Here is a 23846-nt window from a genome sequence, read left to right on the forward strand (position 1 = left end):
TCGTTAGACGTCAGATATTAGATGTCAGGCGAGCTGCGGGGTTGTATAGATAGAGTGTTCTTCTCTGCAATGACAACCCTGTAGGAGTTGTTGTAGGAGGTACTTTAGTGCCGAATCGAACCAAAACAAGAGCGGTCAGACGCGCGAAACAAGTTTCACGCCTACGAATGAGAACATCAGGCGCTAGGTGCTAGGCTCTAGGACGCGATGTAAAATCGCTGCTACCTCGTATCTCGTAACTTTCCCCTTTACTCTTTCCCCTTTACTCTTTCCCCTTTACTCTTTCCCCTCGAAACTCATAACTCGCAACTTCCCCCACTTTTAGTACCTTTTTTGTGAAAAATAACAACTTATTCGTTGATGTAGTTACAATTTATCTGTAACTTGTGTCGCCCATTTCGCTACGCACGACTATAATATTAAGCGAAATCAACATTTTCATACTAAATACTAGGGATACACAATGAAAAAACTTCCTATTGCATTGGCTCTATGTGCTGCTTTTGTGTCTGCAAACACAATGGCAGAGGTTCGCATAAATGGCTTTGCTTCTATTGTTGGCGGTAAAGCCCTTGACGACGACGCAACCCTTTACGGTTACGATGATGATATTTCGTTTAAAAACGAAAGTATGTTCGCATTACAGCTTTCTGCAGATTTACAAGAAAAGCTAAGCGCTACGGCACAAATTGTGGCGCGTGGTAGTGATGATTTTGATGCTGAGTTTGAATGGGCTTATTTAACTTATGAGTTCAGCGATGAGCTACAAGTAAGTGCAGGTAAAATGCGTGTCCCGTTTTACCGTTATTCAGACTTCTTAGACGTTGGTTACACTTACCGTTGGGTTCGTCCGCCGCAATCTGTTTATAACCTCCCGTTTTCAACGTATGAAGGCCTAAGCCTTTTACATAACACGCAATTAGGTGATTGGGATTCAACCGTTCAAGTTATTTACGGTAGCTTCGATGGCAACATTGCTGTGGTATCGGTTAATGGCGATACAGAACTTAATGATATTGCTGGTATCAACTGGACGATGAGCTATGACTGGTTCAGCGCTCGTGCTGCGTACTTTGTAGCTGATACAACAATTGCAATTGAAAACGACACCGATGCAGGTGTTGCACTTAATGGCCTTGAGCAAACTCTTCGCGTCGCGGGCTTTGTTGATCAAGCAGATGATATTGCTGTAAACGAAGATGATGGTTCTTTCTTCGCTGTGGGCTTTTCAATTGATTACAACAACATTCTATTTGATGCTGAATACACTGAGTTTGAAGTAGAAAACAGTGCTCTTGCTAAACAAACTCAATACTACACGTCTGTTGGTTACCGTATGGATGAGTGGATTGTGCACTTAACTTACGAAAATAACGACGACAAACACGATAGCAATCGCTACAACGCACTACCTGCAGTACCAGCTTTAAACGCAGGTATTAATCAGGTGCTTGAAGGCGTTAGAGCAAAGAGCAACGTGTATACCATTGGTACGCGTTATGACTTCCACCCATCAGCTGCATTGAAAGTAGATTTCAGCCGCTTTAAAGATGACATTTCAGATACAGAAACCGACGTTGTTGCTGTTGCTGTTGATTTAGTTTTTTAATTGGAGTTCATAATGAAAAAATTATTAATCGCTACAGCAATGACTCTTTGCTCGCACGCTGCATTTGCTGATGTTGCTGTTATTGTGAACCCTGCAAATGGCAATGCTATTGATGAAGGGACAATCAAAAAGATTTACCTTGGTAAGGCCAAGTCGTTTAATGATGGCACAAAAGTAAACCCGGTAAACCAAGACGGCAACAGCGTAAGCGATGAGTTTAACGATAAGGTTGTTGGTAAATCGAGTAGCCAGCTTAACGCTTATTGGTCGAAACTGGTATTTACTGGTAAAGGTACTCCGCCTGAGAAACTAGCAAACGATCAAGCTGTTATTGATTTTGTTGCAGCCAACGGCGACGCCATTGGTTATATCGATGCAGCAAAAGTAACTGATAAAGTTAAAGTAGTAGGTACTTTTTAAGTCATTACTACGGCTAATAAAAAACCAGGCAGTGCCTGGTTTTTTTATGCGCTTAAATTACTCGACTTTAAATTTAGCTGTGGCGTCGAGTAACGAATCAGACAGGTAATGAAGGTTCTTCGCGACATCACGTACCGCCGACAATGAGTCCATTGTTTCTTCAAACGACATATGCATATTCGACACGTTATCAACCACCATACTGGCAACTGATGTTTGTTCTTCAGTGGCCGCGGCGATTTGCGAATTCATACCGTTAATTTCTAAAATTTGCTCAGAGATTTTATCAATCGACTGCCCTGTATTTTCTGCCGCTTCGGCATTGTTTGTGGCCATATCTCGGGCTGAGTTCATTGCATTTACCGCATGACTTGCTGCGGTTGTCAACGTTGAAAGCAGCTCTCTGATTTCGTTGGTTGAGTGTGATGTTCTTGATGCAAGCTCACGTACTTCATCTGCTACAACCGCAAAGCCACGGCCTTGTTCACCTGCACGCGCAGCCTCAATAGCCGCGTTTAGTGCCAGTAAATTGGTTTGCTCTGCAATCGAAGTAATGACGTTTAAGATCTGAGTCACATTTTTAGTGTCATTTGCCAGCTGGTTAATTGTTGAAGCCGCTTGGTTTATTTCTTCACTTAATGTTTTTGACTCAGTAACAGAGCGCTGTATTTGCGTTCTGCTTTGCTCAACTTCGCGCTCGGCTGTTTGCGCAGCTTGCGATGCGTTTGCCGCTGAATGAGAAATATCAGCAACACTTTGACGCATTTCTTCCATCGACTGCTTCACGATTTCAGCATCGGATGTTTGTTTGGTTGTTGCACGCTCTGCACGTTCCATACCTTGCACAAGTCGCGTTGAGTTCTCCATTAATGGTTCACAAACCGCTATTACCTCAAGTACCGCCGCTTTTAACAGCTGTATAAACGCATTAAAGTTAATTGACACTTGGCCAATTTCATCTTTAGCGTGTACTTCAAGTTGCGTACTTAACGAGCCTTTACCGTCAGCTAATAGACGTAAGTTATTTGCCGCAGCACTTGCTGATGAGCCAATTCCTCGAGCAATCCAAATTGAGGTAGCAATAAGCAGAATCAGTGACACTACAGACACAATAAGCATTAAGTTTAGTGCATTGTCTGAACGGGCTTTAGTTGCTTGCACTAGTTCAAAAAACGGTCGTCTGCGCGGGTTTGTGCACGTTTAAATCCCGCTAAAACAGCCTCATATTGCTGTGTTTTTTGCTGTGCTTGCTGCTGAATTTTACTAAAGTCGGCGGTGCCGTCGATCATTGAGGTTGCAATACTCGACGAGGTTTGTGCATAAAGCTCTAATTGTTTTTTGGTATCGGCATGCACATAGCTGTCGTTGATAATGATGATGTTTTGTAGATTTTCGTTAATCGTTTTATATGTTTGCGCAGCACTATCCACTAAGTCTGACTCACCAAATGTTACCGCTTGAGTGTATAACTCATCTAGTTTTTCGAGTAATGCTACATTTTCTGAAGTAAGTTTTACTACCTGATAAGACGACTTTTCTAGCTCGTCGAGCGAGATCTTGTTGTCATTCATGGCTATAAAATTGGTTACTACTATGATCACGAATGCCGTTATGGCAATGCATGTTATGGCGTGTATTTTTTTGTGATGCTCAAGTTATTGAATGAAATACTTGCAGACATTGAATCCACCTTTGCTGTCATATTACTTAGTATTATCGCCCGATTTCCCTAAAGTATTAACTATATTTATATATTTTCAGGTTTTTTTCTTATTTTGTGCCGTTTGTGGGAGGGTGGCGAAGAGCGAGAAGAAAAAAGTGGTTAGAGGTCAGATATTAGATATCAGCCGAAATGTGGGGTTGTTAAGGTCGATTGTTCTTCTCTGCAATGACAACTTTGTAGGAGGTACTTTAGTGCCGAACCAAAAATAAATAAGAGCTTTAAGCCTTCAGCTCTTAGACGCGCGAAACAAGTTTCACGCCTACGAATGAAACATAGGCGCTAGGATCTGGCCGCTAGGTGCTAGGATGCGATGTAAAATCGCTGCTACCTCGCATCTCATTACTCGCACCTTTCGCCTTTACTCTTTCTAACTCGCTAACTTTCCCCTTGAATCTTTCTCTTTTTTAATAGCGTTATTAGGGGGTGATCTGTATAATCCGCGGCCTATTATTTACCCTATTGCTTGTTTATTTTCGCAGTTGCTGCGCCCATAACCCTGTCAGTATTTTTCTAGGAATAATTCGTTGATTTCAACCGCTAATATCACCATGCAGTTTGGTGCAGAGCCTCTGTTTGAGAACATTTCAGCTAAGTTTGGTAACGGTAACCGCTATGGTTTAATTGGCGCGAATGGCTGCGGCAAATCGACCTTTATGAAAATTCTAAGTGGTGCGCTTGTGCCAACGTCTGGCAATGTGTCGATTGCGCCGGGTTTAAAGCTAGGTACGCTAAGCCAAGATCAGTTTGCGTTTGAGCAATACACTGTGGTTGATGCGGTGATCATGGGTGATGCAGAACTTTGGAAAGTTAAACAAGAGCGCGACCGTATCTACTCACTGCCAGAAATGAGTGAAGAAGACGGCATGAAAGTCGCTGAGCTTGAAAGCATTTTTGCCGAAATGGATGGCTACACGGCAGAAAGCCGTGCGGAAGAAATTTTGATCCAAGCGGGTATTGAGCAAGAGTTTCATTACGGCTTAATGGCAAACGTTGCGCCGGGCTGGAAGCTTCGTGTGCTTTTAGCACAAGCGCTGTTTGCAAACCCTGATATTTTGCTGCTTGATGAGCCAACCAACAACCTTGATATTCACACCATTACTTGGCTAGCTAACGAGCTTAACCAGCGTAAGTGTACGATGATTATTATCTCGCACGACCGTCACTTCTTAAACTCGGTATGTACACACATGGCCGATATCGATTACGGTGAGCTACGAATTTACCCTGGTAACTACGAAAAGTGGATCGAAGCTTCAAGCTTGCAACGCGAACAGCTGCTTGCTGAAAACGCAAAGAAGAGCGCCGAAATTGACGAGCTACAAGAGTTCGTAAACCGCTTTGGTGCTAACGCATCAAAAGCAAAACTAGCGAGCTCTCGTGCTAAGCGCATGGATAAAATTAAGCTTGATGAAGTAAAAGCATCGAGCCGTATAAGCCCATCACTTCGTTTTGACGAAGGCAAAAAGATGTATCGCCAAGCATTAGAGCTTACTAAGCTAGGTCATGGCTTTGAGGGTGAAACCCTGTTCAGCGGTGGTGACTTATTACTAGAAGCGGGTGCTAAGCTTGCGGTTATTGGTGAAAACGGTGTTGGTAAAACCACCCTATTACGCTGCCTAGTGAATGAATTACAAAGCAACGAAGGTGTGGTTAAGTGGTCAGAAAATGCCAGCATTGGTTATTGCCCGCAAGACAGCAGCAAAGAGTTTGATAATGACTTAACTCTATTTGATTGGATGTCGCAGTGGCGCACCGCTAAGCACAACGATTTAATGGTTCGTGCTATGTTAGGCCGTTTATTGTTCACCGCAGATGACGCTAACAAAAAAGCACGTAACTGCTCGGGTGGTGAAAAGAACCGCCTATTGTTTGGTAAGCTGATGATGCAAGACATCAATGTGCTCATTATGGACGAGCCAACCAACCACATGGATATGGAAGCCATTGAAGCACTCAATAATGCATTAAAAGATTACCAAGGCACGCTTATTTTTGTGAGCCACGACCGTGAGTTTGTATCGTCATTGGCGACTCGTATCATCGATATTAAAGATCAACAGCTTATCGATTTTCAGGGCACGTTTGACGAATATATGGACCATGTTGCGCAACAAGCGCAGTAACCCCTTCTTATAAAAGGTGAGCAAGTTAGCTCACCTTTTTTGTTTACGTTCAGTTACATAATACCTTTGACTGATTTACCCAATTTGGGTAATTTACATCTCTTTTAAAAAGAAAAATAAACTTTAAAGGATGTAAATGAAAAAGCTTCTTAGCGTATCGGCATTAACACTGGCTTTAACAGCGTGTGGTGGCGGTTCATCAACAGACAAAAAACCAGATGTCAAAGTTGAGCAAAATACTGCGCCTACCCTCTCAGGTTCACTGGCCCTTTCTATTAAAGCGCTTGAATCAGCTAATTTAGTTGTTGATTTAAAAGATGAGCAAAACGACAGTGTGACAACAACGATTATTGATAAGCCAGAATGGCTGACTGTAACCACCAGCAGTAATCAAGTAACTTTTAGTGCTGAGCCAAGCCTATTCGACGTTGCTAACCACGCTTTTACTGTGGAAGTCTCTGATGGTAAAGCAAGTAACCAATATACCCTAACCGTTAATGTCGCTGAAAACCGTGCCGCATGGCAACCAATTGAGCTTAGCAACAGCGAAGTGATGGGGAATTGGCAGTCAAGCGATGGCAGCGTGCAGCTTTCGTTTGCCTCTGAAGACACCGGTGTGATTGCTCAAAACGGTGAGTTAAGTCGTTTTAGATGGTCAAATCCTGATGTTATTGCGTTGAATACCCAAGCGATTGATTGTTTGCATGAGTGTAATCAACAAGCTCTTCTTGAAATGGAAGTGTTAGCTAAGCGCGATGACGCTATTCGTGTTGAGCTTTTTAATGTATCAACCGATAAAGGCGAAGTAGTTACCCTATATAAATCAAATACAGAGCTTAGCTCTGCGTATTATGTTGATATGGATGACACTACTTTTCACATGGTGAATCATTTAAACACCGAAGGTGAAGAAAGCTATTTTGAAGTATCGATAGCAAGCTATATTCCAACAGCTTCAGGCAGTACCACATCATTCCCTTATGCAGAGTTTTCGGCGACCTTAGAAGGTAAAACGTTAGCGATTAATGGCGACAAATTTATTACGAACAGCTATGCAAATCAGCTAAATAAAGAAGGCTACGAGGTGAATGTAGAGTTTGACCTTAACCTCGTTAATGCCGAAGTAGTTGCGCAGTTCGATGATTTTTCGGTGCTAAAACTGCAACATGTTCTTAGCTATCATGATGAAGCTGACGCCGCGAATATTGTTGAATCAGAAGAGCTAACTGAAGCTATGAAAGTGCAAACGTCGGTTGTTGCATTACAAAAACTGACACCGATTGCAGTTCCTGAGCTTAAAGTGGGTAAAACGTATACTGGTCGCTTAAATAATAAAAATTCAGATACAGGTGAAGGATTAACGTTTCGCTATTTACCATCATATTTCACTATCACAGCAGCAGACACTGCAACGGTAACATTCAATACGCCAATAAATACTGACTCGTTTAAGTGGCATTACAACTTAGACAATAATGGCGAAACCGTTAAGGTAACCGGCAATGGCCTAGATACCAGCTTACAATTTTTCACTCAACCTGATGGTAAAACACTCATGGTGCGCGAGCGAAATAAAGAAGAGCGTCAGGTTCGCTTAGGGTATGAATTTTTGGAAGTGATTGATGATTCAACCATCACTCTTGATGATTATAAGCATCTATTTAGCTACTTACGTCAAGACTACACCAGCGGCAACCTGAAAACATACTGGTTTATAAATGATGATGGTAAAGGTAGCTTCTATTATGCTGATCAATATGGCCTTGAAAACAGAGCTAACTTTACGCCAAATACCTATTGGCAATTTGAAGCTGATAATAGTATTAGTTTTGCAATGATGTCTCAGTGCCCAGGTGCAGTGGATTACGCTAGCTGTAAGGATGAAGTTTTAGGCGATGATGGAATTTTATATGCCTCTTTAATTAATTTTAAAATTATTCATAAAGAAGCAGATAAATTTATTTTCGACCGCCTGTTTTGGCAGCGTATCTATAACTACAGCGATAAAGAAGTTAAAGAAAACATATACCAAAACAGTTATTGGTTAGGGATTGAGAAGTAAAGAAGCTTGCAGCGGTCAGACGCGCGAAACAAGTTTCACGCCTACATGTAGCAGCGGGTTTATCCCGCGTCATCAGCGAGTCCTTGGCGCTAGGACGCGATGTAAAATCGCTGGCTTGTAGTCGTCAGATGTTAGATGTCAGTCGAGCTGTGGGGTTGGTTAGTTCGAGAGTTTTTCTCTGCTATGAAAGCCCTGTACGAGGCATTGTAGGAGGTACTTTAGTGCCGAATCGGATGTCGAAAATAGCTTGCAGCGCGCAGCCGCGCGAAACAAGTTTCACGCCTACATGTAGCAGCGGGTTTATCCCGCGTCCTTGGCGCTAGGATTTAGGTTCTAGGCGCTAGGACGCGATGTAAAATCGCTGCTATTTCGTATCTCGCATCTCGTAACTTTCCCCTTGAAACTCGCTAACTTTCCCCTCGTAACTTAAATAAAAAAGGCCACACAGTTCAACTGTGTGGCCTTTGTACTTAACGGAATTTTAAGTTAAATATCGAAACGGTCGGCGTTCATTACTTTCACCCATGCGTCGACAAAGTCTTTTACAAAACGTTCGTTGTTGTCGTCTTGTGCGTAAAACTCTGCGTATGAGCGTAAGATTGAGTTTGAACCAAACACTAAATCAACGCGTGTTGCTGTCCATTTAGTTGCACCTGTGCTGCGCTCAACAATATCGTAAAGGCCATTGCTTGTTGGCTTCCATGTGTAAGCCATGTCAGTTAGGTTTACGAAAAAGTCTGTGCTAAGTGTGCCTACATTATCTGTAAACACGCCATGCTTAGAGCCGCCGTGGTTAGTGCCAAGTACACGCATACCACCAACAAGAGCGGTCATTTCTGGTGCTGTTAAGCCCATTAATTGCGTACGCTCTAACATTAGCTCTTCTGCTGAAACCACGTAGTCTTTCTTCAACCAGTTACGGAAACCATCGTGAATTGGCTCAAGTACGTCGAACGAGTCTGCATCTGTCATCTCGTCTGTGGCATCACCACGACCCGGTGCAAATGGCACGGTGACGTCAACACCCGCTGCTTTTGCGGCTTGTTCAACAGCAGCAGAGCCACCTAGTACAATTAAATCAGCGAGGCTTACTGGTTTGCTTAAACCCGCTTGTACTGATTCAAGTGCGCTTAATACTTTAGCTAAACGCTCAGGCTCGTTACCTTCCCAATCTTTTTGCGGTGCTAGGCGAATACGTGCACCATTTGCACCACCGCGATGGTCTGAACCACGGTAAGTACGGGCGCTATCCCATGCTGTTGCGATTAAGTCTGCTTGACTTACACCACAGTTAAGTAGCTTGGTTTTAAGCTCGCTAATTTCGCTGTCTGATAAGGTGTAATCCACCGCTGGGATCGGATCTTGCCAGATCAGATCTTCGCTTGGTACATCGGCACCTAAATAACGTGATTTAGGACCTAGGTCACGGTGTGTTAGTTTGAACCATGCACGTGCAAACACATCACTAAAGTATTCAAAATCATCGTTAAAACGTTCGATAATCTTACGATAGGTTGGGTCCATCTTCATCGCCATATCGGCGTCGGTCATAATAGGATTTAAACGAATTGATGGATCTTCTACATCAACTGGCTTGTCTTCTTCTTTAATATCGATTGGTTCCCACTGCCACGCACCTGCTGGGCTCTTCTTAAGCTCCCATTCGTAATTAAGCAGCAAGTAGCAATAGCCGTTATCCCACTTAGTTGGGTGGGTTGTCCATGCGCCTTCGATGCCAGACGTCATGGTATCGCGACCAATACCACGTGAGTTGTGGTTATTCCAGCCAAGGCCTTGTTCAAACACATCAGCCGCTTCTGGCTCAGGGCCAACGTTTTCTTCGCTACCATTACCATGGGTTTTACCCACAGTGTGGCCGCCCACAGTAAGTGCTGCAGTTTCTTCGTCATCCATTGCCATACGGGCAAAGGTTTCGCGAACTTGTTCAGCCGTTTTAAGCGGATCAGGATTACCATTCACCCCTTCTGGGTTCACATAAATTAAGCCCATTTGTACCGCTGCTAATGGGTTTTCCATGGTGTCTGGTTTGGCTACATTTGTATAGCGCTCATCACTTGGTGCTAACCACTCTTTTTCAGCGCCCCAGTATACGTCTTTCTCTGGATGCCAAATATCTTCGCGGCCACCGGCAAAGCCAAAGGTTTTTAAACCCATTGATTCGTAAGCCATATTACCGGCTAAGATCATTAAATCAGCCCAAGAAAGTTTATTACCGTATTTCTTTTTAATTGGCCAAAGTAAACGGCGTGCTTTATCTAAATTAGCGTTATCTGGCCATGAGTTTAGTGGCGCAAAACGTTGGTTACCCGTACCACCGCCACCGCGGCCATCTTCTAAACGGTATGAACCTGCTGAGTGCCACGCCATACGGATCATTAAACCACCGTAATGGCCCCAGTCAGCAGGCCACCATTCTTGGCTTTCGGTCATTAGGTTTTTTAAATCGGTTTTAACGGCTTCAAGGTCAAGAGATTTGAATGCTTCTGCGTAATTAAAGTCATTGCCGTAAGGATTCGTTTTGCTGTCGTGTTGATGAAGAATGTCGAAATTGAGTGCGTTTGGCCACCAGTCGGTATTTGATTGAGCGGTGACAGTGTTACTACCATGCATTACCGGGCACTGGCCCGTTTTTCCATTACTCATTATATGCTCCTCATAAGCTAAAAATATGACGAAATGCTAAAAAGTCGCTTTTATCCCTTTCGTCATAAAGAGAGATTTTCTAATAGTTATGAATAACTAATAGCAAATAAGTTCCTGTTGTTTAAAACTATAGGAGTTGTATATAAATAAAGCTAGATCTGGATCATGGTTTTAAATCGATTGCACCGATAGAAAAATCTGATTTGATTCATTTTGTAAAACCGTCCATTTTATAAGGGTATTTTTTAACAGCGAGTAGCCCTTATGAAAACTATTAATCCTGATGTTGCTAGACAACTAAGCATTAACTTTTTTATCGCCAATTTACCTATTTTGATGTTAACGGGGTTGGTAGTGGCTTCGCTTGTGGGGCTAACCTTTAGAAGCTCAGTATTGTTTTGGCTGGCGTTGTTAATCACACCTTTAAGCATTAATTATTTATATTCTAAAAAACGCATAAAACAGTTTTGCAAAGACAACAAATGCTCAGATATTTCTTGTCTTGCCAAGCAAACTGATTAATTTTTAATTTTATTACCCAGTCACCAGATTATTTAGCCTGCAACTTGTTTAAAAATTAATTAGTTATGCGAGTTTCATAGGTAGTTTGAAGGTGACAGTAACACCGTCATCAGGTTTACTATCGATGCTCACTTCACCTTGCAGCGCTTGCGTTGCAAGGTTATAAACGATCGACATACCCAACCCACTGCCGCCACTCCCTCGTTTGGTAGTAAAAAATGGCTCAAACACCTTGTACATCACATCTTCAGTCATGCCATGGCCATTATCTTTGTAGGTGATAGTGTAGCTGTCATTGTTATTATCTATGCTCACAGCAATATCTATGCGGTTTTGCTCTCGGCCAATAAAGCCATGCACGCAGCTGTTATTAACTAAGTTTAGAATTATTTGGCTGAGCGCCCCTGGTACGGTGATCAGCGAAAAGTCCTCGACGCAGTCAATGTTTACTACGACACTATGGCTTCGCGTTAGCGGCATAAGACTGTGCAATATATTTTCAAGATAATCTTTAATATTGGTATCTAGTAAATTAAGAGATGACTGATCAACTGCGGTTTGCTTAAAGTCGCTAATCAGTTTTGCAGCCCGCTCAAGGTTTGTAAATGATATTTTGATGCACTCGTTTAAGTGATTCATACCTTCGAGTAAGGCCGTTTTTGTTAAGGTATTTGAATCTATGTGTTTATTAAGCGTGTTTAGCTTATCTTTTGCCGAACTATTCGCGGTTACTGCAATGCCAATAGGCGTGTTGACTTCATGTGCAATGCCCGCAACAAGATTACCCAGTGAAGCCATTTTCTCGGCTTCTATGAGTTTTTCTTGCATCGCGGTGAGTTCTGATAAGGTTTTTTCAAGTGTACGCGTACGTTCAGCTACACGTTGCTCTAGATGCTGATTGGCGCGTTCAAGTTCAGCATTGATACGTTCATTCTCTTGTGCAGACAGGGCTCTACCATAAAGATCTGCCAATGCACCAATAAATGAACATTCATCTTCTGTCCAATGCCGTGTGCCACCTATATGTTCACAGCAAAAAATCCCGATCATTTTTCCTTTATAGCGAATTGGTGCATCAAGCATTGCACCGATATTAAGAGGGGTTAAATAACTTTCGCTAAATTCAAAGGTAGCAGGGTCGGTATGTGCGTCTACTGCGGTAATCGTACGCTGGGTGTCGAGCGCTTTAAAATAGGCTGGGTATGCATCACGAGGGAGCACTAACATTTGAATTTCTTTGCCGTTTTCTCTATCAAGTAACAAACGACACTCAATCGCCGTGTTTTCGGCATTTAAAAGCCAGATCCCAGCTCGGCCAATTTCAAGGCCATCAAGAACAGCATTTAGAATTAAGCGTTCAGCTAATTCAACATTGCCACTATCAAGATCGGAAGAAATTGATACTCCATACAGCAGTTGGACTAGTTGTTGGCGCATACTCTCACCTTTTAGTTTTACGACTCCTTAAGTCTAGACGAACATTGTGATTCTGACAGAACGAATATAAGTTTTTAAAAACTCATTTAGTATTAAGTAGTTGTTCAGATAAACAGGGGTATATTGTACCTAACTCCTGTTGATACCCCTTACGACTTTATGTTGTTTAAGCAGTTTAGCCAGCTCTCCCCCGAGCTGGTTTTTTTGCCTAGTCCACAGTGCTCACGCATGTTACAGTTACTCTAGAACTCACTAAAAATGAAAAGATCATGCGTTATACCTTAATTTTAATCACTTTTTTAATGAGCTTTAGCACATTTGCAGCAGCTCAAAATGAACCTGAAAACCGCCCTGCACTGAATGAAGCAGAGCAACAGCAAGCACTCGATAAACTTCAAGAACCTATGTATAAGCCATTGTTAGAGCGTTATATTCTTGATGAATTAAAAGCAGTGCGCCAAGACCAACAGAAACTGCGTGAAGATGTGACCAAACAAGTTGCTCACACACAACTTGATACTGCCGACCGCGCATTAACTTATACAACCGACACCATTAATAATGTGTTTTTTATTATTACCATTACCGCTTCAATTTTAGTTTTAGTTGGCTGGAATTCACTGCGTGATGTTAAAAACAAAGTAGAAGACATTGTTAATACACGCGTGAGTGCAATCACCAAAGAATACGAAGAGCGCTTAAAAGTACTAGAAGAAAAACTACGTGAGCGATCTGAAGAGATCTTAACGAATCAGAAAAAGATCTCGATTACGAATGAGGTTCACTCTTTATGGATGCGTGCCAATTTAGAAAGCGATGTTGCCAATAAGATTGAAATTTTTGATGAGATCTTAAAACGTAAGCCAGAAGATGTAGAAGCCATTGCCTACAAAGCCGATGCATTACTTGAGAAGAATCAAACCACAGAAGCTATTGCACTTTGTAATCAAGCATTAGAAATCGATAGCGATTACGGCTATGCATACTGGCAACGTGCTTGTGCGTATGCGTTACTGCACAAACACGCCGATGCTATGGCTGATATTCGCATGGCCCTTGAGTATTCTCCTAACTTGCGTAACGAGCTATTACACGAGAGCGCGTTTGCCAGCCTACACGACAACGACAGCTTTAATTCGTTGTTAAATGAAACGGTTTAGTCGAACCCCATGTAGCAGCGGGTTTATCCCGCGTCATTGGAGCTAGGATTTAGGCTCTAGGACGCGATGTAAAATCGCTGCTACCTCGCATCTCGTTAATCGCACCTTTCCCCTTGTAACTCGCTAACTTTACTCTTGCTAACTTTACTCTTGCTAACTTTACTCTTGCTAACTTAATCCCCCTCTATTGCAAAAACATCAAATACCGCTAAACTAATCATTAAACACCTAATGACTTTAAAAGTGATCAATATGCGTTCTGAACAGGCAGCGAAAATGGCACAAAAGCTGGGCGATTTGATACGCCAGCACCGAACACTTCATTATACGCAAAGTACATTTGCGAAAATGATTGGGGTATCACGTTCAACTGTACAAAAGTTGGAGCAAGGTGATGTTGTGAAAAGTGACATTCTTTTTGAAGCGCTGGTTGTACTTAACTTACAAGGAGCACTGCTTGACGAAATAAATGAATTAGCTGCAGACGTAGGTGGCTACAATGCGCGCCAACGCAAACGAAATTCACCACAGGTAATTAATGATGACTTCTGAGTGCTATGTCTTTATAGATGGTTTAGAAGAAAAACCCGTTATTTGTGGTTACTTTAAATTAGATAATCAATCAGGTCGCGGTGAGTTCAACTATGGTAAGAGCTATTTAGCCCGAAGCGATGCCTTTGCTCTAGATCCAGTACATCTGCCATTAAAATCGGGGATTTTCAGTTACAGCGCGAACAGAGGTGTGTTTGGCGTATTGAGTGATGCAGGAGCTGACTCGTGGGGCCGTAAGTTAATTCTTTCGCTTCATACTACAAAACCCAAAAACGAGTTAGAATTTTTATTAGCTGGGTCTGGGTATGGCGTAGGAGCTCTTGTTTTTAGTCTCTCGCGAAGTGCCTCAAAACATAAAACTAACAAAAACACCTTGTCTGATTTAGCCTTGCTAGACCAAGCTAAAGATGACTTGCTGGCGAATAAAACAATTTCAGATGAAGCTAAGAAAGCATTTGAGTTTGGCCAAAGCATGGGGGGAGCTAGACCAAAGACCTCTATACAAATTGACAACAAACTCTACTTAGCAAAATTCAATCGCCAAGATGATTTATTCAATCTAGTCAGAGCTGAACATGCTGCAATGAAAATGGCGGAACAGCTTGGTATTCGAACGGCTCCTACCTTTATTCATAAAACACATACCGGTGATGTGCTACTTGTTGAGCGGTTTGATGTTAGTAATGGGTTACCAACACACCACTTTTTAAGTGCGAATAGCTTACTTCAAAAACCCAAAGTTGCTATGAGTGATCTTTCAAGTGACTACTCATATGGTCAATTAGCTGAATTTATAAGGCATCAAACAATGCAAAATGCAGGTGATGCTGAAGAGTTGTTTAAGCGAATGGTGTTCAATGCGTATATTGGTAATACAGATGATCACACTCGCAATCATGCATTCCTATATTCATTTTCACAAAAAAATTGGCGATTAAGTCCAGCCTATGACATCACTCCAATCAACAACTCAAAACAACATGGTCTTGGCTTTGGCGATGATGGTCGTAATGCAAGTAAAAGCAATTTTTTATCTCAGGCTAAGCGATTTGGATTAGCAAATTCTGCAGCAAAAAACATCATCAAAGAGATTGAAAAATATTGCAAAGATTGGCCGACTCACTTTAAACATTTTGCAGACGTTAGTGATGAAGATATCACTCGTTTAAAAGGTGTAATTCCTGAAATAAATGAAGTGTAGAAGAGTAATAGTGCAAAACTATTTTCAGGCCGACTAGTTCGTTGGGACGAGCGAAGCAACAACCAACGTTTAGGAGCGTTCAGCTTTCAGCCTTCAGCGGTCAGACGCGCGAAACAAGTTTCACGCCAACGTTGAGCTAGGACGCGATGTAAAATCGCTGTTACATCATATCTCGCATCTCGTTACTCGCACCTTTCCCCTTGTCACTCGCTAACTTAAGACAATTCTCGGCTAAAGCCAGTCCTACGGGGGAAACATTAGGCGCTAGGCTTTGGGTTCTAGGACGCGATGTAAAATCGCTTCCACCTCGTATCTCGTACCTTGAAACTCGCTAACTTTACTCTCGCTAACTTTACTCTCGCTAACTTTACTCTCGCTAACTTTACTCTCGCTAACTTTCACCCATAAAAAAAGAGCAGCTGGGCTGCTCTTTTTTCTATCGGAAGAATAACACTTTGGTTATTTTGCCATTCTCTATTTTGTAGCTGGTGACGAACTCTGAGCGCTTGTCGACGACTTTTGGGTCTTGTGTACAAGTTTCAGAGAGTTCATGATCAATCACGATATTGCCAAGTACGATGCGTTTAATTGGCGATGACTTAATGCACTTTAGCTTTTTGAACATGATACCGTATCGTGCAATAAGCTTTTCTTTGCCAGTGAACATAAGCTCATTCGGGAATGTATAAAACTCAACGTTTTCATCATACATCTTAATAAAAGCATCAATGTTGCGAGCGTTGTACGCGCCGATAACTTGTTCAATCACTGCCATTGATTCACGTGACTGGCGCGCTTTTTCTTGCTGCTTTGCTGTTAGTGCTTCTTTGGCTTGGCTAACGGCTTTTTCTGCTTCTGCAACGGCTTGCTGTTTTTCGGCAACTGTTTTTGGTTGCTCAGCAGGTGCTGGGGTTTGTGTACCGAGTACTTTACTGTCATCGACTTCTGCAACCGCTTTTAACGCTTCGGCAGTGGCTTTTTGCTCATCACTGCTTATTGTGGTATCAGTCGTTGTTTTAGCTGCTTCTTCAGCTTTCGCTTTTTCTTCTGCTGTGGTTTTTTCAGCTTCCGCCGCTGATTTTTGCTCTGTTGCTGGCTTTTCTTCAATAAACTCTAAGCTTGGTACGTCCTTCTTTTCGGCTTTTTGTTCATTGCTCGTTTGAGGCTCGGTTTGTTCGGTGTTTTCGTCACTTGCAATTGATTGCCAAGAGAATAATAAACTGATTGCAAAAAATAACGGTTTCATACTTTTCCTAAATGCATCATTCCTGATTTGAGGCGCTAAGGTAGCAAATTCTAGCTGTTTGGCATAGTTTTTTACCAATATTGCTCTACTGTGATCTGCCCAGGTTCGCGGCGTCTGTTGCGGCTAAAACCAAGCTCTAACAAAATAGCCGTGGTATCTTTTACCATTTGTGGGTTACCGCAAATCATAAATTGTGCGGTATCAGGTACAGTCGGGCGCCCAATTACATCAAATAAACGATGGTCTTTAATTACGTCTGTGATCCGGCCATTAAAACCGATTGTGGCTGACTCTCGGCTGACTACAGGCGAATAGTAAAGATTTGGGTACTGCTGCTGTAGCGCTTTAATACGCTCTTGATAGCTTAAGTCCTCATTAAGACGAACTCCATGCACTAAATGAACATGCTCAAACTTTTGCCACACTTCGCCCTGCTCTAATATTGATATAAAAGGCCCAAGCGCAGTACCTGTACTCAGCATATAAAGCTGCTCACTGCTTGGTACTTCATCAAGAGTAAAAAAGCCAGTCGCGCGGCGCTCTATAGTCACTGAGTCACCCGGCTTTAATTGCGCAAGTTGTTGAGAAAGTTGCCCGTCTTTCACATTGATAAGATAAAACTCGAGATCGGGATTATTCGGCGCATTCACATAAGAATATGCACGTGCGACACGTTTATCACCCACTTGCATTGCAAGCTTTGTAAACTGCCCCGCCGTGAATGGTTCGACATCAGCATTAACGATTAAGCTAAATAATGAGTCGGTCCACCATTTAACGTCTTTTACCTTAGCTTCAACCCAATTAGACATACACATCCTCAATTGTTGTTCCTCTATTAAAGGTGGCAACAATTGCTTGAATTTTCAAGTTTTAAGAGGCGGATGCGAGATGCGGGCAGGATTTTACGCGAGGTAAATAAGTAGCCATAAAAAAAGCCGCATAAATGCGGCTTTGAGGTTAGTCTCACTTCACTTTGGGCGTGTTTCCAAATTTCAGTGAATACGTTACCAAGGAACTTATTTAAATTGATTCTAAAGCAATTTTAACCATTTCGTTAAAGGTGCTTTGACGCTCTTCACTTGGTGTCGCTTCACCAGTGATTACGTGGTCACTAACTGTAAATAGTGCCATCGCTTTAGCGCCATATTCAGCGGCTACGCCGTACATGCCAGCTGTTTCCATATCAACAGCAAGTACGCCTAGCTTGTCTAATTCTTGATAGAATGTGTTATCTGCTTGGTAGAATGTATCTGTTGTAAATACATTACCTACCTTCGCTTCAATGCCTAATTCTTTTGCTGCATTTACGCCGTTTAGTAATAAACCAAAATCAGCAATTGCGGCAAAGTCGTAACCACGAACGCGCGCACGGTTTACGTTTGAATCTGTGCTTGCACCTTGTGCAAAGATAACGTCACGGATTTTGATATCGCTACCAATACCGCCACAGGTACCAATACGGATTAGATTTTTAACGCCGTAACTAACGATCAATTCACGGGCATAAATTGACATTGATGGAATACCCATTCCAGAGCCCATAATACTCACTGGTTTACCTTTGTAGGTACCGGTAAAACCATACATATTACGAACGCCTGTTACTTGTTTTGCGTCATCTAAAAAGTTTTCAGCAATGTATTGAGCGCGAAGCGGATCACCCGGCATTAATACCGTTTCTGCAAATTCGCCTACATTGGCGCTGATATGAGGAGTACTCATTATTGGTTTCCTTTTTTGTTCGCTAATAGCTTATCTTTGAAGCTATCACCGTATTCAAGTGCAGGAAGATTAAACCACTGGGCAAGGGTTTGACCTATGTCTGCAAAACTAGCTCGTTCGCCAAGCGGGGTGTTTGTCATTCCCGGTTGGTAAGCAAGTACTGGCACGTATTCACGTGTATGGTCAGTGCCTGCTGCTGTTGGATCACATCCGTGATCGGCCGTGATAATTAACACATCATCACTATTTAGCTGATTTAAGATGGTCGGTAGATAATCATCAAACTCTTTTAATGCTTTAGCATAGCCAACTGCATTACGGCGATGACCGTACTTTTCATCAAAATCAACTAAGTTCGTAAAAATCAAACTATGGTCAGGTGCGCTTGCGATTACTTCTGAGGTTTTCTCAAGCAAGTTCATTAGCCCTGGCGCTTTGTGTTTTTGGGTGATGCCTTGGTGCGCATAGATATCGGCAATTTTACCAATACTGATCACTTCACCGCCGTCTTGCGATAATTTATCAAGCAAGGTTGGTGACGGTGGCAGCACCGAATAGTCTCGACGATTACCTGTACGGGCAAAATCGTCACGGCTCGAACCCAAAAATGGCCGCGCAATCACTCTTCCTATGTTCATTTCATCAAGTAGCGCCCGTGCGATTTCGCAAACCTGATAAAGTTTCTCCAGTCCAAATGATTCTTCGTGCGCGGCTATTTGAAACACGCTATCAACAGAGGTGTAGCAAATCGGCATACCGGTTTGCATATGTTCTTCACCTAGTTGTTCTAAAATGGTTGTTCCTGAGGCATAACAGTTACCTAAAATGCCAGGAATACCTGCGCGAGCAATTAGCTCGTCAACAAATTCTTGTGGAAAACACGGCTGTGTATTTGGGAAGTAGCCCCAATCAAATAACACAGGTACACCGGCCATTTCCCAGTGCCCTGAAGGCGTGTCTTTACCACTTGATAACTCTTTAGCGTAACCCCATGCGCCAATAGGTGCTTGTCGGTCACTGACTAAACAAGGTTCTTTACCTGCGGCTTCGCATGCATCAGCTAAACCTAAACGGGTAAGATTAGGTAGCGATAACTGCTCACCTGTTTCTTCTGCATAGGCTTTAAGTAAATGAGCAAAGGTATTTGCGCCTACATCACCAAACTGTTCTGCGTCAGGTGCTGCGCCAATTCCTAGGCTATCTGCCATTAAGATGAGTGCTCTTGCCATGGGTACCTCGTTATCAATATGTGAATACTTTATATGCTCTTCGAATTTTTGGTACAGGACATAAGTCCTGTTTCATAAAACAGAAACATTATAAATTTGCATCTCTAAGCGAAGCAAAAGAGATTAATCGTGTCTTTTTTGCTATTGTGATCTACCTAACAATGTTTCCTTCTGTGTGGGCGAGAACTTTAGTGACACGAACAATTATAGCTATTGCTGGCGCATCTGCGTCGGGCAAGTCTCTTTTTAGCAAGACAATTTATAACGAATTAGTCAATGAGCTTGAACCGGGCGCGATCGCAGTGATCGAAGAAGATGCTTATTACAAAGACCAGTCGCATTTGCCGTTTGACCATCGAACGCAAACCAATTACGACCATCCTGATGCTTTCGAGCATGAGCTTTTGCATGAGCACTTACTTCAGTTACGCGCTGGAAAATCAGTAGACGTACCAACTTATGACTATGCAATGCATACCCGCGCCGATGAATCGCGTCGAGTGGCACCTGCAAAAGTACTTATCGTTGAAGGTATTTTGCTATTGAGTGATCCGGCACTTCGAAAAGAATTTGATATTAAGGTGTTCATTGATACACCGTTAGATATCTGCCTTATGCGCCGTATGCAACGAGATATGGAGCAGCGTGGCAGAACATTACAGTCCGTTGTTGATCAATATCAAGCGACAGTGCGACCTATGTTTTATCAGTTTATTGAGCCATCAAAGCACAAAGCTGATCTCGTAGTCACACGCGGCGGTATGAATCGCGTTGCCATTGATATAATTAAAAGTAAAATAAAATATTTACTGCAACAATAACAACGGGAAACAGTCAGTATGACAACATTTATGAGCTTAGTAGGCATTGTTGTGCTACTAGGCATTGCTTTTGCGGCTTCAACGAACCGTAAAGCAATTAATTTAAGAACTGTGGGCATCGCCTTTTTACTTCAAGTGTTAATTGGTGGCTTTGTCTTGTTCTTCGAAGTGGGCAAAAACGTACTGGCAAGTATGTCACGAGGAGTCTCATCAGTTATTGGTTATGCCAATGACGGAATTAGCTTCTTATTTGGCTCACTGGCATCGCAAGATACTTTAGGGTTTATTTTTGCGATTCAAGTATTGCCCGTTATCGTGTTCTTCTCAGCACTGGTTGCTGTGTTGTATCACATCGGGGTGATGGATTGGATAATCAAGATTCTAGGCGGTGGCTTACAAAAGCTATTGAAAACCTCTCGCCCTGAATCGCTTTCTGCAACCGCCAATATTTTCGTTGGCCAAACAGAAGCACCATTGATTGTTAAACCATTTATCGCCAGCATGACTAAGTCAGAGCTATTTGCGGTAATGGTAGGTGGCCTTGCTACCGTAGCCGGTTCTGTTATGGCAGGTTACGTAACAATTGGTGTAGAGCTTAAATATTTAATTGCAGCCAGCTTTATGGCGGCACCTGGTGGTTTCTTAATGGCAAAAATGATTGTGCCAGAGACCGAAACACCAAAAGAAGATTTAGCTGATTTAGACGTACAAGAAGAAAAACCGGTTAACGTAATTGATGCAGCAGCGTCAGGTGCCGCAAACGGTATGCACTTAGCACTAAATGTAGGTGCGATGTTACTTGCTTTCGTAGCACTTATTGCACTTCTAAATGGGTTATTAGGCGGTATTGGAGGTTGGTTTGATCATCCAACATTAACGCTACAAGAAATTTTAGGTTACGTATTCGCTCCAGTTGCATGGTTATTGGGTGTACCGTGGAACGAAGCAGTAATCGCAGGCAGCTTTATAGGTCAGAAGGTGGTAGTTAACGAATTCGTTGCTTACCTCGACTTTATAAATTATCGCGATACGTTAAGTGCGCACACACAAGCGATTGTCACATTCGCGTTATGTGGGTTTGCTAACTTATCATCGATAGCAATTTTACTAGGTGGATTAGGCGGTATGGCGCCTAGTCGGCGAAAGGATATCGCACGCTTAGGGCTCAGAGCAGTGTTAGCAGGATCTATGGCTAACCTCATGAGTGCAGCAATTGCAGGTTTTTTCCTCTCGCTAGCTTAGAAACTTAATGAGATGAGCCGTAGTTGCAAAACAATAGGATAGGACTTTAAGGGGTTAAAGGTCTATCTGACTTGAACGATACTTCACCAAGGGCCGCAAGGCCCTTTTATCGTTTTATGTGCTAAGATTTAATTACTAAGTCCTTTTAAGTACATAAATGAACTATTTACGACTTTATTTACTAATTCTTTTCTTTAGTTGGCCAGTACTGTGCACGCCGACCCTAACTGTTGTGACTGAATTGTCACCCCCCAACCAAACCTTACTTAATAACCAAGTTGCCGGTGAGAGCACCGAGCTCGTGAAAGCAATTTTTGCAAAAGCAAACTTAAATGCCAATATAGAACTCTACCCATGGGCCCGTGCCTACAATATGGCACTGAAGAAACCGAATATATTTATTTACAGTATGGCGAAAACCCCTGAGCGTGAAAATCACTTTCATTGGATTGGTGAAGTGGCAACCTATCAGATGGGTTTTGTTAAACTAAGCTCTCGCGACGATATAAACATCACCTCAAACGAACAAGCCAAACAGTATAAGATAGCGGTTCAGCGTCATGACCTATCGGCGCGACGCTTAACAGAGCGAGGTTACACTGTAGTGTATACGTCAGATATCAATAAGTCGTATCAGCTGTTGATGTCGGGCAAGGTCGATTTAATCATTGATGATAAGAACTATATTGCGGCTATGGCTGAGCAATTAGCACTGGATGAAGCTCGCTTTAGCTTTACTTATGCTATCGACTTTTTAACAATGAAAGCCTATCTCGCAGCAAATATTAATACCGACCAACGTTATATCGATGCCTTAAAAGCAGCGTTTAATGAAGTAATAATGACACCTAAATACAATGCGGTGATGATGCTAGCACAACGCCCTTAATTTGCTTTATATTGCTCAATATAAGTCTCTAATAACCCTTGCTTACTAAGCTTGTCATAACTTGCCTGTAATCGGCTGACTAGCTCTTCGGGTAAGGCCTTATTTAAGGCTAGAAAGTTTCCTACCGTGCCATTTAGAGGCAACTCAACTAACTTAACCACTTCTCGCCCTTGGTGGCCGTACTGCATTAATTGGTACTTAAACGAAAGCTCAGATCCAATAATGAGCTCTATTTTATTTTTGAAAAATAAATTAATACACTCGTAATAGTGACTCACTTTGAGGAGGTTTTTATCCCCTTCAAAGCCAATGCTCTCTACAAATTTTTCGTAAATGCTGTCTCTAACAACACACAGGCTATGATCTTTCACTTGCGATAAGTCGATAGGATTAATACGGTCATTTGATTGTAAGCGATAAAAAAAGTTACTTGATGAAGCCAGTGGACCAACCCAATTAAACAGCGCTTCACGATCGGGTATACGAGCCGTAGAAACAAGACCTGATTGCGGCTTTTGCTGGGCTAAGTGATATGCCCGAGACCAAGGCAAGAGTTCGAATTGACATTTAATGTCTGCATCAACACACATTGCTTTAACAAATTCGAGGTTTATGCCCTCTAGATGCCCTTTGTTCGAAAAATTATATGGCGGGAATTGCTCGGTGTAGATGATGACACTGTCTTTTGCCAATACTACAGGTGCAAAGCTTAGGCATGCTAACAACAAATATTTTAAGATAATTAATACACTCTAATGACACAGCTGCATTAAATATAGAAATATTCACTAGCTCAGTCAATTTTTAGGCATAAAAAAAGCAAGCCGTAGCTTGCTTCTTCTTAATTTTTACTAAAAGTAAAAATTATAACGGAGTGATGTTATCCGCTTGAGGACCTTTTTGACCTTGTGAAAGAGTGAACTCTACACGTTGGCCTTCAGCTAAAGTTTTGAAACCTTCGCTTTTGATAGCGCTGAAGTGAGCGAAAACGTCTGGACCATTTTCTTGCTCGATGAAACCAAAACCTTTAGATTCGTTAAACCACTTAACTGTACCTGATACGATGTTAGACATAGTATTATTCCTGATATAAAAAATTAAACATGCCCTAATGGGCGGGTGTAGCAAAAAATGAGATGGTACTTAAAAACTTCAGGACGGTACTACAAGTATTACTTATACAACAACGAAATAAAGATTTATTAATTACACGCTTTCTTT

The 23846-nt window shown here is 42.2% G+C and carries 19 protein-coding genes and 1 pseudogene; 11 read left to right on the forward strand and 9 right to left on the reverse strand.

Annotated features, from left to right (window positions below; all coding sequences use genetic code 11):
• The first annotated feature begins 463 nt into the window (after positions 1-463).
• Together P4S60_RS21075 and P4S60_RS21080 are read left to right on the forward strand one after the other, a co-directional pair.
• Positions 464-1609, forward strand: a complete 1146-nt coding sequence (locus tag P4S60_RS21075; protein WP_337117477.1) for a porin — start codon at positions 464-466, stop codon at positions 1607-1609.
• Between the two features lie 12 nt (positions 1610-1621).
• Positions 1622-2029 carry a phosphate ABC transporter substrate-binding protein gene (locus P4S60_RS21080; RefSeq protein WP_337117478.1) on the forward strand — a complete coding sequence of 136 codons (408 nt, stop codon included), beginning with the start codon at positions 1622-1624 and terminating at the stop codon, positions 2027-2029.
• Between the two features lie 57 nt (positions 2030-2086).
• Here the strand turns inward: P4S60_RS21080 and P4S60_RS21085 are convergent.
• Positions 2087-3710: pseudogene (locus P4S60_RS21085) on the reverse strand (methyl-accepting chemotaxis protein).
• 566 nt (positions 3711-4276) lie between these two features.
• Between P4S60_RS21085 and P4S60_RS21090 the strand changes: the two are divergent.
• Together P4S60_RS21090 and P4S60_RS21095 are read left to right on the forward strand one after the other, a co-directional pair.
• The gene (locus P4S60_RS21090; RefSeq protein ID WP_082874043.1) at positions 4277-5875 is read left to right on the forward strand and encodes an ABC-F family ATPase; all 1599 of its coding nucleotides are present in this window, start codon (positions 4277-4279) and stop codon (positions 5873-5875) included.
• A 136-nt stretch (positions 5876-6011) separates the two neighbouring features.
• Positions 6012-7937: a hypothetical protein gene (locus P4S60_RS21095; protein ID WP_337117479.1), complete on the forward strand. Its 1926-nt coding sequence runs from the start codon at positions 6012-6014 to the stop codon at positions 7935-7937.
• A gap of 486 nt (positions 7938-8423) precedes the next feature.
• Here P4S60_RS21095 and katG read toward each other — a convergent pair whose 3' ends face one another.
• A complete protein-coding gene (gene katG / locus P4S60_RS21100; RefSeq protein WP_337117480.1) occupies positions 8424-10601 on the reverse strand; it encodes a catalase/peroxidase HPI in 2178 nt (725 codons plus the stop codon).
• A 264-nt stretch (positions 10602-10865) separates the two neighbouring features.
• On the opposite strand from katG, the gene P4S60_RS21105 reads away from it, so the two are divergent.
• Positions 10866-11123, forward strand: a complete 258-nt coding sequence (locus tag P4S60_RS21105) for a hypothetical protein (RefSeq protein WP_063703943.1) — start codon at positions 10866-10868, stop codon at positions 11121-11123.
• A 63-nt stretch (positions 11124-11186) separates the two neighbouring features.
• Here P4S60_RS21105 and P4S60_RS21110 read toward each other — a convergent pair whose 3' ends face one another.
• Positions 11187-12560: a GAF domain-containing sensor histidine kinase gene (locus P4S60_RS21110; RefSeq protein WP_337117481.1), complete on the reverse strand. Its 1374-nt coding sequence runs from the start codon at positions 12558-12560 to the stop codon at positions 11187-11189.
• A 269-nt stretch (positions 12561-12829) separates the two neighbouring features.
• Here P4S60_RS21110 and P4S60_RS21115 point away from each other — a divergent pair, with 269 nt between their 5' ends.
• The 3 genes from P4S60_RS21115 to P4S60_RS21125 all read left to right on the forward strand — a co-directional run bounded on the left by P4S60_RS21115 (position 12830) and on the right by P4S60_RS21125 (position 15473).
• Positions 12830-13720 carry a tetratricopeptide repeat protein gene (locus P4S60_RS21115; protein ID WP_063703939.1) on the forward strand — a complete coding sequence of 297 codons (891 nt, stop codon included), beginning with the start codon at positions 12830-12832 and terminating at the stop codon, positions 13718-13720.
• A 252-nt stretch (positions 13721-13972) separates the two neighbouring features.
• Complete coding sequence (locus tag P4S60_RS21120; RefSeq protein ID WP_337117482.1) at positions 13973-14272, forward strand: helix-turn-helix transcriptional regulator; 300 nt, start codon at positions 13973-13975, stop codon at positions 14270-14272.
• On the forward strand, positions 14262-15473 hold the full coding sequence (locus P4S60_RS21125) for a type II toxin-antitoxin system HipA family toxin (protein WP_337117540.1): 1212 nt from the start codon (positions 14262-14264) through the stop codon (positions 15471-15473). The genes P4S60_RS21120 and P4S60_RS21125 overlap by 11 nt, the downstream gene beginning before the upstream one ends.
• 436 nt (positions 15474-15909) lie before the next feature.
• Here P4S60_RS21125 and P4S60_RS21130 read toward each other — a convergent pair whose 3' ends face one another.
• The 4 genes from P4S60_RS21130 to P4S60_RS21145 all read right to left on the reverse strand — a co-directional run bounded on the left by P4S60_RS21130 (position 15910) and on the right by P4S60_RS21145 (position 19673).
• Positions 15910-16719, reverse strand: coding sequence for a nuclear transport factor 2 family protein (locus P4S60_RS21130; RefSeq protein WP_337117483.1), 810 nt, complete (start codon positions 16717-16719; stop codon positions 15910-15912).
• Between the two features lie 71 nt (positions 16720-16790).
• Positions 16791-17531: a ferredoxin--NADP reductase gene (locus tag P4S60_RS21135; RefSeq protein WP_239964320.1), complete on the reverse strand. Its 741-nt coding sequence runs from the start codon at positions 17529-17531 to the stop codon at positions 16791-16793.
• Positions 17532-17742: 211 nt separating this feature from the next.
• Positions 17743-18444, reverse strand: coding sequence for a purine-nucleoside phosphorylase (gene deoD, locus P4S60_RS21140; RefSeq protein WP_036972525.1), 702 nt, complete (start codon positions 18442-18444; stop codon positions 17743-17745).
• Positions 18444-19673: a phosphopentomutase gene (locus tag P4S60_RS21145; RefSeq protein WP_337117484.1), complete on the reverse strand. Its 1230-nt coding sequence runs from the start codon at positions 19671-19673 to the stop codon at positions 18444-18446. Before P4S60_RS21145 ends, deoD begins: the two co-directional genes overlap by 1 nt.
• A gap of 191 nt (positions 19674-19864) precedes the next feature.
• Here P4S60_RS21145 and udk point away from each other — a divergent pair, with 191 nt between their 5' ends.
• The 3 genes from udk (at position 19865) to P4S60_RS21160 (ending at position 22625) form a co-directional block, all read left to right on the forward strand.
• Positions 19865-20494: a uridine kinase gene (gene udk, locus P4S60_RS21150; protein ID WP_337117485.1), complete on the forward strand. Its 630-nt coding sequence runs from the start codon at positions 19865-19867 to the stop codon at positions 20492-20494.
• Between the two features lie 18 nt (positions 20495-20512).
• Positions 20513-21736 carry a NupC/NupG family nucleoside CNT transporter gene (locus tag P4S60_RS21155; protein WP_130052976.1) on the forward strand — a complete coding sequence of 408 codons (1224 nt, stop codon included), beginning with the start codon at positions 20513-20515 and terminating at the stop codon, positions 21734-21736.
• Between the two features lie 157 nt (positions 21737-21893).
• Complete coding sequence (locus P4S60_RS21160) at positions 21894-22625, forward strand: substrate-binding periplasmic protein (protein WP_337117486.1); 732 nt, start codon at positions 21894-21896, stop codon at positions 22623-22625.
• On the opposite strand, the gene P4S60_RS21165 is transcribed toward P4S60_RS21160, so the two are convergent.
• Both P4S60_RS21165 and P4S60_RS21170 read right to left on the reverse strand, forming a co-directional pair.
• The gene (locus P4S60_RS21165; RefSeq protein WP_337117487.1) at positions 22622-23350 is read right to left on the reverse strand and encodes a substrate-binding periplasmic protein; all 729 of its coding nucleotides are present in this window, start codon (positions 23348-23350) and stop codon (positions 22622-22624) included. The genes P4S60_RS21160 and P4S60_RS21165 overlap by 4 nt on opposite strands.
• A 139-nt stretch (positions 23351-23489) precedes the next feature.
• Complete coding sequence (locus P4S60_RS21170) at positions 23490-23699, reverse strand: cold-shock protein (RefSeq protein ID WP_004587186.1); 210 nt, start codon at positions 23697-23699, stop codon at positions 23490-23492.
• Positions 23700-23846 lie beyond the last annotated feature (147 nt).

The sequence above is a fragment of the Pseudoalteromonas sp. Hal040 genome, assembly GCF_037162425.1.
GTDB lineage: Bacteria > Pseudomonadota > Gammaproteobacteria > Enterobacterales > Alteromonadaceae > Pseudoalteromonas > Pseudoalteromonas gelatinilytica.